This window comes from Brevundimonas sp., assembly GCF_044239655.1.
In the GTDB taxonomy this organism is placed as follows: Bacteria; Pseudomonadota; Alphaproteobacteria; order Caulobacterales; family Caulobacteraceae; genus Brevundimonas.
Window position 1 is genome coordinate 1 of the sequence record NZ_JBIIAY010000110.1, and the last position, 10,470, is coordinate 10,470.

The 10,470-nt window shown below is 70.1% G+C and carries 14 protein-coding genes and 1 riboswitch; of the genes, 9 read left to right on the top strand and 5 right to left on the bottom strand.

Annotated elements, in window-relative coordinates:
* The 5 genes from ACILQR_RS13175 to ACILQR_RS13195 all read left to right on the top strand — a co-directional run.
* The coding region (locus tag ACILQR_RS13175) for a YdeI family protein (protein WP_395651859.1) at positions 1-437 on the top strand (437 nt) is incomplete at its 5' end.
* The gene (gene folP, locus ACILQR_RS13180) at positions 434-1,237 is read left to right on the top strand and encodes a dihydropteroate synthase (RefSeq protein WP_395651860.1); all 804 of its coding nucleotides are present in this window, start codon (positions 434-436) and stop codon (positions 1,235-1,237) included. The genes ACILQR_RS13175 and folP, both read left to right, overlap by 4 nt.
* A 39-nt stretch (positions 1,238-1,276) precedes the next feature.
* A complete protein-coding gene (locus ACILQR_RS13185; RefSeq protein WP_271146190.1) occupies positions 1,277-1,615 on the top strand; it encodes a multidrug efflux SMR transporter in 339 nt (112 codons plus the stop codon).
* On the top strand, positions 1,615-2,421 hold the full coding sequence (gene thiD / locus ACILQR_RS13190; RefSeq protein ID WP_395651861.1) for a bifunctional hydroxymethylpyrimidine kinase/phosphomethylpyrimidine kinase: 807 nt from the start codon (positions 1,615-1,617) through the stop codon (positions 2,419-2,421). The genes ACILQR_RS13185 and thiD overlap by 1 nt, the downstream gene beginning before the upstream one ends.
* The gene (locus tag ACILQR_RS13195; protein ID WP_395651862.1) at positions 2,418-2,990 is read left to right on the top strand and encodes a nucleotidyltransferase family protein; all 573 of its coding nucleotides are present in this window, start codon (positions 2,418-2,420) and stop codon (positions 2,988-2,990) included. The genes thiD and ACILQR_RS13195 overlap by 4 nt, the downstream gene beginning before the upstream one ends.
* Before the next feature lie 61 nt (positions 2,991-3,051).
* Here ACILQR_RS13195 and ACILQR_RS13200 read toward each other — a convergent pair whose 3' ends face one another.
* The 5 genes from ACILQR_RS13200 to ACILQR_RS13220 all read right to left on the bottom strand — a co-directional run bounded on the left by ACILQR_RS13200 (position 3,052) and on the right by ACILQR_RS13220 (position 6,331).
* The gene (locus ACILQR_RS13200; RefSeq protein ID WP_395651863.1) at positions 3,052-3,432 is read right to left on the bottom strand and encodes a hypothetical protein; all 381 of its coding nucleotides are present in this window, start codon (positions 3,430-3,432) and stop codon (positions 3,052-3,054) included.
* A gap of 148 nt (positions 3,433-3,580) precedes the next feature.
* Positions 3,581-4,543 carry a right-handed parallel beta-helix repeat-containing protein gene (locus ACILQR_RS13205; RefSeq protein WP_395651864.1) on the bottom strand — a complete coding sequence of 321 codons (963 nt, stop codon included), beginning with the start codon at positions 4,541-4,543 and terminating at the stop codon, positions 3,581-3,583.
* Position 4,544: 1 nt separating this feature from the next.
* Complete coding sequence (locus ACILQR_RS13210; RefSeq protein ID WP_395651870.1) at positions 4,545-5,372, bottom strand: phosphatase PAP2 family protein; 828 nt, start codon at positions 5,370-5,372, stop codon at positions 4,545-4,547.
* Positions 5,373-5,377: 5 nt separating this feature from the next.
* Positions 5,378-5,866, bottom strand: a complete 489-nt coding sequence (locus ACILQR_RS13215; RefSeq protein ID WP_395651865.1) for a hypothetical protein — start codon at positions 5,864-5,866, stop codon at positions 5,378-5,380.
* A 129-nt stretch (positions 5,867-5,995) separates the two neighbouring features.
* Positions 5,996-6,331: a ribonuclease gene (locus tag ACILQR_RS13220; protein WP_395651866.1), complete on the bottom strand. Its 336-nt coding sequence runs from the start codon at positions 6,329-6,331 to the stop codon at positions 5,996-5,998.
* Between the two features lie 138 nt (positions 6,332-6,469).
* Between ACILQR_RS13220 and ACILQR_RS13225 the strand changes: the two genes are divergently transcribed.
* The 4 genes from ACILQR_RS13225 to ACILQR_RS13240 form a co-directional block, all read left to right on the top strand.
* Positions 6,470-7,087, top strand: coding sequence for a PadR family transcriptional regulator (locus tag ACILQR_RS13225; protein WP_395651867.1), 618 nt, complete (start codon positions 6,470-6,472; stop codon positions 7,085-7,087).
* Between the two features lie 275 nt (positions 7,088-7,362).
* Positions 7,363-8,346: an agmatine deiminase family protein gene (locus tag ACILQR_RS13230; RefSeq protein ID WP_395651868.1), complete on the top strand. Its 984-nt coding sequence runs from the start codon at positions 7,363-7,365 to the stop codon at positions 8,344-8,346.
* Entirely contained in the window at positions 8,346-9,221 is an 876-nt protein-coding gene (gene aguB, locus ACILQR_RS13235) for an N-carbamoylputrescine amidase (RefSeq protein WP_395651869.1), read from the top strand. Before ACILQR_RS13230 ends, aguB begins: the two co-directional genes overlap by 1 nt.
* A 27-nt stretch (positions 9,222-9,248) precedes the next feature.
* Positions 9,249-9,357: riboswitch (TPP riboswitch) on the top strand.
* Positions 9,358-9,498: 141 nt separating this feature from the next.
* Positions 9,499-10,470: phosphomethylpyrimidine synthase ThiC (locus tag ACILQR_RS13240; RefSeq protein WP_395651871.1), on the top strand; the 972-nt coding region annotated here is incomplete at its 3' end.

The window sequence follows — 10,470 nt, forward strand, 5'->3', positions numbered from 1 at the left end:
ACGCCGCCCTGTGCTGGGGCTGGATCGACGGGATCAGGAAGAGCCTCGATGACCGCAGCTTTCTGCAACGCCTGACCCCGCGTGGCCCGAAAAGCAGCTGGTCGAAGATCAACGTGGACAAGGTCGCGACCCTGACCGCCGCCGGCCTGATGACGGCGCACGGCCTGAAGCACGTCGAGGCGGCCAGGGCCGACGGCCGCTGGGACGCCGCCTATCGCATCAAGGGCGCGGAGGTCCCCGCCGACCTCCAGGCCGCGATAGACGCCGACCCGCAGGCCAGGTCGACCTTCGCCGGCCTGACCGCCCAGAACCGCTTCGCCCTGATCTTTCGGACCGAGCAGATGAAGACGCCGGCGGGTCGCGCGCGAAAGATCGCCGACCTGACCGCCATGCTCGCACGCGGCGAGACGCCCCATCCGCAGCAGGCGAAGCCATGAGCCGCACCCGCGTCATGGGCATCGTCAACGTGACCCCCGACAGCTTCTCGGACGGCGGGCGGCTGGCAGGCGCGGAAGCCGCCGTCGCCCACGCCCTGACCCTGGTCGAACAGGGCGCCGACATCCTCGACATCGGCGGCGAGAGCACCCGCCCGGGCGCGGACCCTGTCCCGGGCGCCGACGAGATCGCCCGCGTCGTCCCCGTGATCGAGGGCATCCGCGCCCTGTGGCCCGGTCCCGTCAGCATCGACACCATGAAGCCCGAGGTCGCCCGGGCCGCCGTCGCCGCCGGGGCCACGATGTGGAACGATGTGACCGCCCTGACCTTCGCAACCGACAGCCTCGCCGCCGCCGCCGATCTCGGCTGCGACGTGGTGTTGATGCACATGAAGGGTGAACCCCGCACCATGCAGGCCGCCCCCGCCTATGGCGATGTCGTTGCCGAGGTCTGCGGCGAACTGGCCGAACGCGCCCGGGCCGCCATGGCGGCGGGCGTGGCGCGCGAGCGGATCTGGCTCGACCCCGGCATCGGCTTCGGCAAGACGGTTCAGCACAACCTGGCCCTGACCCGGAACCTGCCCGCCCTGGCTGCGCTCGGCTTTCCGATCCTGTTCGGCGCCAGCCGCAAACGGATGATCCAGAGCCTGGACGCCGCGGCGACCGACCCCTCCGACCGACTGGGCGGCTCGATCGCCCTGTCGCTGGAGGCCGCCCGGCGCGGGGCCGACATCGTCCGGGTCCACGATGTCCGTCAGACCGTACAGGCGCTGAAGGTCCAGGCGGCCCTGAGCGGCGAATAACCGCTTGCCCCGACCGTCGGCCTGTCCCATCTGGACCCGATGAACGTATCGTGGATCAACCCCTGGGTCGCGCTGGTGGTCGCCGGGGCGCTGGAAATCGTCTGGGCCTCGGGCTTCAAATATGTCGGGCCCCAGCGTCCGCTGATCTCGCTCGGCGTCGGCGTCGCCATGCTGCTGAGCTTCTACTTCCTGTGGCTCGCGACCCAGAAATTGCCGATCGGCACCGCCTATGCCATCTGGACCGGCATCGGCGCGGTCGGGGCGGCCAGCGTCGGCATCCTCGTGTTCGGAGAGCCCGCGACCGCCCTGCGGATCGCCTGCATCGTCCTGATCGTCGCCGGGATCGTCGGCCTGAAGCTCTTCTCGGGCGCTCACTGATGGCAGGCTCGCCGCTCGGCCGCGTCCTGATCATCGCCGGTTCGGACTCCGGCGGTGGCGCCGGCATCCAGGCCGACATCAAGACCGTGACCCTGCTCGGCGGTTACGCCGCCACCGCCGTCACCGCCATCACGGTCCAGAACACCCTGGGCGTCCAGGACGTCTTTCCCCTGCCCCTCGACCTGATCGAGGCCCAGGCCCGCGCGGTGCTGGACGATATCGGCGCCGACGCCATCAAGACCGGGATGCTGGGCTCGATCGCGGTGGTCGAGCGCGTCGCCGCCATCCTCGACACCTCCATCGCCCCCGCCGTCATCGACCCCGTCATGGTCGCCAAGGGCGGTGCCCCCCTGCTGGACCGCGACGCGATCGAGGCCGTCCGTACCCTGATGATCCCCCGCGCGGCCCTCCTGACCCCCAATGCACCGGAGGCCGAGGCTCTGACCGGGATCGCCGTCACCGACCTCGACGGCCAGCGCCGCGCGGGCGAGGCCCTGATGGCCATGGGGGCGCGGGCCGTGCTGATGAAGGGTGGCCATGTGCCGGGGCCGCGCGTGGTCGATCTGTTGCTGACGGCCCAGGGCGAGACCCTGATGGCCGGACCCCGGCTGAACACCACCTCGACCCACGGCACCGGCTGCACCCTGGCCAGCGCCTGCGCCGTCGGCCTGGCCAAGGGCCTGCAGATGGAAACCGCCGTCTCCAACGCCCGCGCCTATGTCGCCGAGGCCATCCGCCGTGCGCCGGGTCTGGGCGGCGGCCACGGGCCGCTGGATCACGGCTGGCCGCTGCGGGAACGGCGATGAGCGATCTGGAAGCCCGCCTCATCGCCGTCGTCCGCGCCGACCCCGGCCTGATGCACGTCCTGACCACGGTGCGCGGCCTCGACCTGCCCGACTGGCGGGTCTTCTCGGGTGCCGTCTATCAGAGCGTCTGGAATGCCGTGACCGGCCGCGCGATCGGCTATGGCCGCAAGGATTTCGACCTCGGCTATTTCGACCCCGACACCTCCTGGGACGCCGAGGACGCCGTCATCCGCCGCGTCGCCGCAGCCTTCGACGAGCCGTTCCGCTCCGAGGTCGAGGTGCGCAATCAGGCGCGGGTCCATATCTGGTTCCCCGACCGGTTCGGCGAGACCTATGAGCCCCTGCCCGACACCGACACGGCCCTCGGCCGCTTCGTCGCCCCCGCCTTCGCCGTCGGGGTTCGGCTGGAGGCCGACGACAGTATCAGCGTCGCCGCCCCTTTCGGTCTGGACGACCTGTTCGCCCTGACGCTCCGCCCCAATCCGGACCGGCCGCTCGCCAGGGGCTGGGACCGCGTCGTCGCCAGCGCGACGGAGCGCTGGCCCGAGATCCGGATCGTCACCGCCTGACGCATGGGAAAAGGGCGCGACCCTTGCGGATCGCGCCCTTCTTGTTTCTGCACCGGTCAGCTTAGCCGCGGCGGTTGTCGCGGTCGCGGCGTTCCATGCGGATCTGGGCCGACAGCCGGTCGAAGCGGCGGTCCAGGTCGGCGCGTTCCCAGCCGGACAGGCCACCACGACGGTAGCTCTGCTCCAGACGGGCGATGCCGTTGAATTCGGCCCGCAGACGGCCGGCTTCCCGGCGACTCAAGGAATCGTTGCGGACGCCCTGGTCGATGCGGCGGTCGAGCTGGGCCTGACGCTGGTTGATCGACTGCCAGTTGCCGTATCCGGCGTTCTGATAGCCACGGTCGTGGCCGCGATCCTGGTGACCCCAGGACTGGGCGGCGGCGGGCAGGGCGGCCGACGTCGCGGCCAGGACGAGGGCGGGGACAAGCATCTTCTTGAACATCGGATCTCTCCTTGCTGGTGTTCTGTCGGGGGCCGGGTGGCCAGCGATGACGACAGATAACCACCCGCCGGCTGATCCCGACCTGAACAGGCCGCGTCAGGTTCGGTTCATCAGCATGACAAATGCGAAAGGCGCGGCAGGACGCGCCTCAGCGCACCGTCCGGTTCCGCGCCACCGTATTGCCGGTCGCGAGGTCGCGGTCGTCGGCACTGGACCCGAACGGATAGCCCCGGTCGTCGCCACAGTACCTTCGCCCGCCGTTGCGCGACCCGACCACCACGGACCGCGCGGTCGAGCCGGAAAAGACATTGTCTGTGATCACATTGCCCGACGGTGTCTGATGCCGGATCACCCCGTCCTCGCCGCAGTTCCGGTACAGAAACACCCCGCCCCGCCCGCGCAGGACGAAGCGGTTGCCGCTGATCAGGTTTCGCGCCGAGCCGTCCACGGCGATCTGTTCGCGCGGGGTGGTGATGTCGAAGGCGACGTTGCGGATCGCCGTCCCCGCACTCTCGGCGTCCAGATAGATCGCCGTCGACTCCGACCGTCCCCCAAACCGCCCGCCGTTCAGACTGACGCCCGTCACCCCCGGCCCTACGTAGAAGGGGATCGATCCGGTCCCCAGCAGGGTCGTTCCCGTCACCGCGATCCGCGTCGGTGCCGAAGCCTGCACAGCCTGCGTATGGCCCGGCGTCCGCGACGAGGCCCGCAGGTCTTCGATCCGGCTCAGCGCCCCCATGCCCCAGATCCGGACATTGCCGTGGATGGTGCAGTTGGCGATCGACAGGTCGGTCGGCCGGCTCCAGCGCGGGCTGGGTCCGTCGATCAGCCGCGACCAGATCGCCACCGTCGGCGCCTGGGTCGAGGTCTGGACGCCCGGCCGCCCGATCGAGCCGCCGCCGCAGTCGATGCCCGCGCCCGAGGCCTCAGCCCCCTCGATCAGCACCCGCCGCATGACCGCACGCCCGCCGAGAACAGCCCGGCAGGTCAGCCGATAGGGCTCGGCGGAGGCCGTGGTCAGGGCCGTGATCTCCGCCGCCGAACAGGGCCGGGCGGCAGGCAGACCGCCCCCCTGGCCCTGAAGCGCCGCGAGGATCAGCGCCGCGATCATCTCAGGGCAGGGGCAGGGCCAGGGCCGCCCGCTCGGCCGCGCATCCGGGGTTGGTCAGGCCTGTGGCGCGCACTGCCGCCAGCTCGCCCCGCGCGGCCTCCAGATCGGCCTGAAACGCGGGCGTGGCGGCGATCTGCGCAAACACGGCCCGGCCCAGAACCTCGCCCGCCGCCGCATCGGCCGGATAGTGCATGCCGCAGACGACCCGGCTGACCGCGATCTGATGGCCGATCTCGCGCGCGGCGGCACCGTGGGCGGGATCCAGCACGGCGACGGCCTCGCCATAGGCCACCCCGACCGTGGCGCTGCCGGACGGATAGGAGGCGCTGGCCCGGCCCGCCGCGCTGACGTTGGTACAGGCGGCACGCGCCGGATCGACGCCGACGGGACGGGGCCGGAAGGCGCGGGTCTTGGCCAGCTCCGCCGCCCCGTTGGCGTCCTTCAGGACCTTGTCGAACAGGGCGGTCAGGCGCGGCGTCGGCGCGGACGCAAACCGCACCCCCAGGGCACAGTCGAAATGCTGGGCGGCCAGTCTTGGCGACAGTTCGGCATGGGCCGTGGCGAGCAGCCACCGGTCCCCGCCCTCATAGGCGCGATAGCGATCCGACTGGGCCCGGTCCGCCGCCTGCTCCGCCGACCCTTCGGCGGACGGCGCGGGGACAGCCTGCGCCAAGGCCTCGATCCGGTCGGCCGAGAGATACCCACCCTCATGCGTCGGGGCCGACATCGCGGCCGGCGCAGACACCGACGACGCCACCGGCGCCCCGAACGGCGTGCTCGAACAGGCCGCCAGCAGGGCGGCCGCAGCCAGCGCCGAGATCGACGCCATGCGTCTCACTGACCCTCGCTCCAGGTCAGCTGCACCGAGGTCCGGCCCTCCGACGGGGCGGCCACGACATTGATATTGGCCCCGTTGGCCTGGTTCTGGGCGCCGTAAGCCCGCGCCTCACCCTGGTTCATCGACGAGATGATGGCCATGCCCGCCCCTTCCGCACGCTCGCGATAGAAGGCGATCACGGCGTCGGGGTCGGCGTCGGTGGTAAAGGTCACGACCCCGCCCGGCCCCGCCGGACCGGTGGCGGCCAGCGGCGGCCCGGCCAGCTCGGCCCCGGGATAGACGGCGGCAAACGCCGGTGCCGCCGCAACGGCCGGCGTGGCGGGTTCGGCGACCGGGGTGGGCGAAACAGCAGGTGGCGTCGAGGCGGATTCGGCCGCAGCAGGAGAGGCAGGCGCTTCGGCCGGTGCCGGCGTCTCGCTGCGCCGGTCACAACCCGCGATCGCGAGGGTCAGCAACAGGGCACCCCCCGCAAGACTGCACTTCATATCAGCATACGCCCCATAAACCGTTGAACTGAACCCGTTCGACTTCCCCGCACCGTGGCGCATCGTTACGGCGACGGCAAGGCGACGGCGGGGCCGGGCAGACCTTGGGGGCCGTGGTGTTGCCGCAGTTCAACCGGTCGCGGCGTCGGCCTCGCCACGGGCGGATGGGTCGGCCCCGGGTTCGGCACCCGTGTTCTTGACCGTGTCCGGTCCCACCGACGACGGCGTCGGGGCGTCGGCCGAGACCATGCCTTCGCTGGCCAGGGCCTGGTTGATGATGTCCGAATCCGGGTCGTCGTCCGATCCGGTCGCCGCCCCGCCCTGCAAGGATCCCGCGCGGGTGTCGGATCCTGAGTCGGAGCCGGTCAGGGCCTCGATCATCGCATCGGGCGTGCGGCCCAGATCGGGTTTTTCGCCCGTCGCTTCGGCTTCCCGGGCGTCCTGGGTCTCTGGCTGGTCGGTCATGGGCGGCTCCTGTTCAGGACACAGGAATGACCGGGCTGCACCGCCAGTTCCTCATTTCATAAAGATATATCTCAAGACCCTTGCTTTGCGTTTCGAAAGATATATCTTGGCCTCATGAAAACAGAAGAAAGACACAGAATGTTTGGCTTCAAGAGCGAGATGCGCGGCCGCGGCGGCCGTCACTGGTGCGGCCCGTCCGAGGGCGGCGAAGGCCGGGGCCGTTCCGGGTTTTCCAAGGGCCCCTGGGGTCGGGGCGGCCGTGGAGCGGGCGGCGGCGAGGGCCGTGGCCCCGGACGGGGCCGGCGGATGTTCGGCCCCGGCGACCTGCGGCTGGTGCTGCTGGCCCTGGTCGAGCAGGAACCGCGCCACGGCTATGATCTGATCAAGGCCATCGAGACGGCCTTCGGCGGCGGCTATGCCCCCTCGCCCGGCGTCGTCTATCCGACCCTGTCCCTGCTGGCCGACGAAGGCCTGATCGCGGGCGTCGAGGACAGCACCGGCAAACGGGTCTTTTCCGTCACCGAAGCCGGCAAGGCCTGGCTGGACGAGAACCGCGCGGCGGTGGACGGCGTCATGCAGCGCATGGCCCAGGCCGCCCGCCTCGTCTCGGGCGAACAGACCCCCGAGGTGGTCCGCGAGGCCTTCCACACCCTGCGCCACGCCGTCCAGATGAAGCCCGGCGGCTGGTCCGACCCCGAAACCGCCAAGGTCGTCGAGGCCCTGATGAAGGCCGTCCGCGAGATCAGCGGGGAGTAGGGCAGACGCCCGCCCGGGTCCCTTCTCCCCTTGAGGGAGAAGGTGGCTCGCGGAGCGAGACGGATGAGGGGTCACGCTGACCTCACCGTCGTGCGTGGCATCCGCTCATCCCGACCGCCAGTGCGACCCCTCATCCGTCAGCCTTCGGCTGCCACCTTCTCCCGCAAGGGGAGAAGGGTAGATCGCACCGGCTGGCACGTTTGCCCCCGTCACATTGAAGTCGCGGCTCCCGCCCACTATCTGGGTCCGCCCGCCGCTTCAGGACTGCCCCGATCATGCCCACGCCGATCCCCGCCGAATGGTCGCCCCACCGGGCGATGTGGGTCGGCTGGCCCAGCCACGCCGATCTCTGGGAGGACAACCTCGAACCCGCTCAAGCCGAGGTCGAGGCCCTGGTCCGCGCCCTCGCCGGTCCCGGCCGCGAACAGGTCAGACTGCTGGTCGGCAATGACGAGGCGCTGACGGACGCGCAAGGGAGGTTCGCGGGCGTGGACGGCGTCACCGTCGTCCCCGGCCGCTTCGGCGACATCTGGCTGCGCGACACCGGCCCCATCTTCGGCTCGGGCTCCGAACGTGCCGCCGCCTTCCGCTTCAACGGCTGGGGCGGCAAGTACGAGCTGGAATTCGACGACACCGTCGCCGACCAGATCGGCGAGGTCTCCGGCACCGCGCTCGACCGCCACGACTTCATCCTGGAGGGCGGCGCGGTCGACCACGACGGAGCCGGCACCCTCCTGACCACCCGCCAGTGCGTGCTGAATCCCAACCGCAACCCCGGCTGGACCCAGGACACGGCCGAGACCGCCCTGATCCAGGCCCTGGGTGCCACCCGCGTCGTCTGGCTGGGCGAAGGCCTGCTCAACGACCACACCGACGGCCACGTCGACAACCTGGCCCGTTTCGTCACGCCCGATACCGTCGCCATCCCCATCGCCTTCGGCCGCAAGGATCCGAACGCCGACGCCTATGACGCCGCCGCCGCTGCGATCGCCGAGGCCGGCTTCACGCCCCTGCGCATCCCCTCGCCCGGCCTGATCCTCGACGAAGACGAACGCCCGGTCCCCGCCAGCCACATGAATTTCCTCATCGCCAACGGCGCCGTCATCGTCCCCACCTACGGCGACCCCCTCGCCGCCCGCCTCGCCTGCGAAGCCCTGTCTACCGTCTTCCCCGACCGCGAGATCATCCCCCTGCCGTCCCTCGCCATCCTGTCGGGCGGCGGATCCTTCCACTGCATCTCCCAGCAGGAGCCCGCCTGATGGCCCGCACCGTTTCCGTCGCCGCCATCCAGACCTCCTATGGCTCCGAAGACATCCAGGCGAACATCGACAAGACCATCGGTTTCGTCCGCGAAGCGGCCGGCAGAGGCGCGCAGGTCATCCTGCCGTCAGAGCTGTTCCAGGGCCCCTATTTCTGCGTGTCGCAGGAGGAGCACTGGTTCGGCACCGCCTATCCCTGGCGCGAGCATCCGGCCGTGGTCCAGCTGGCACCGGTCGCCGCCGAACTCGGCGTCGCCATCCCCGTCTCGATCTTCGAGCGCGAGGGGCCGCACTATTACAACAGCCTGGTCATGCTGGACGCCGACGGCGAACCCCTCGGCGTCTATCGCAAGAGCCACATCCCCGACGGCCCCGGCTATCAGGAGAAATACTATTTCCGCCCCGGCGACACCGGCTTCAAGGTCTGGTCCACGCGCTTCGGCCGGATCGGCGTCGGCATCTGCTGGGACCAGTGGTACCCGGAGACCGCCCGCGCCATGATGCTGCAGGGGGCCGAGATCCTGATGTACCCCACCGCCATCGGCACCGAGCCTCACGACGACACCCTCGACACCGCCGAGCCGTGGCGGCGCGCAATGCAGGGTCATGCGGTGTCCAACGTCGTCCCCGTCGTCGGTGCCAACCGCATCGGTCACGAACAGGTCACGGCGGCGGGCCAGACCTTCTACGGCCACTCCTTCATCGCCGACCATCGCGGCGACCTGGTCGAGAGCTTCGGCCGCGAGGACGAGGGCGCGCTCGTCCACACCTTCGACCTGGACTTCCTTGATCGCCACCGCGCCGCCTGGGGCTTCTTCCGCGACCGCCGCACGGACCTGTACGGCGCCCTGGCCGCGCCCCGCCCGGTCGCTTGAGCCGACGCAGCGATCGCGCTAGGGTCCCTGCGTTCTCCCGGGGGCGGCACCTGAGCCGCTGAGATAGAGGTAATCCTCTGACCGGCCGAACCTGATCCGGGTCATGCCGGCGAAGGGATGAGTACGCTTTCGGTCCGCGCGACAGGACCCTTCTCGTTGCCCTCGTCGGCGCGACCCTCTGACAAGCACAGAGGCCGCCATGAACATCCACGTCTCCGCCACCCCGCCCGAAGAGCCCAACGTCGAGCTCGCGCTCAAGGACGCCCGCGAGCAGGTGATGGCCGAGACCGGGACCATCCCCACCGGCGAACGCGCCGGGTCGCGCAAGGTCTATGTCGCCGGCGAGCTCTATCCCGACATCCGCGTCCCCTTCCGCGAGGTCGCCGTCCACCCCAGCGCCAACGAGCCGCCGGTGACCATCTATGATTCGTCGGGCCCCTACACCGACCCGACCGCCGTCATCGACATCAAGAAGGGCCTGCCCCTGGTCAAATCCAGCTGGCAGCTCGACCGCGGCGACATCGCGCCCGTCCTGAACCCGCGCGAGGTCAAGCCCGAAGACAACGGCCACGCGTCGGGCAAGAACCTCGCCCCCCGCTTCGACATCTCGAACCACCGCGTCTTCAAGGGCGTCGAGGGCCGCCCCGTCACCCAGTACGAATACGCCCAGGCCGGCATCATCACGCCCGAGATGGAATATGTCGCCATCCGCGAGAACCTGCGCCGCGAGCAGAACGCCCCCTGCATCCGCGACGGCGAGGACTTCGGCGCCTCGATCCCCGACTTCGTCACCCCCGAGTTCGTGCGTCAGGAGATCGCGCGCGGCCGCGCCATCATCCCGCACAACATCAACCACCCCGAGGTCGAGCCGATGATCATCGGCCGCAACTTCCTGGTGAAGATCAACGCCAACATCGGCAACAGCGCCGTCCTGTCCTCCGTGGACGACGAGGTCGACAAGCTGGTCTGGGCCACCCGCTGGGGCGCCGACAACGTCATGGACCTGTCGACGGGCCGCAACATCCACAACATCCGCGACTGGATCATCCGCAACTCGTCCGTCCCCATCGGCACCGTGCCCATCTATCAGGCGCTGGAGAAGGTGAACGGCATCGCCGAGGATCTGACCTGGGAGGTGTTCCGCGACACCCTGATCGAACAGGCCGAACAGGGCGTCGACTATTTCACCATCCACGCGGGCGTCCGCCTGCCCTTCGTGCCGATGACGGCCAAGCGGGTGACCGGCATC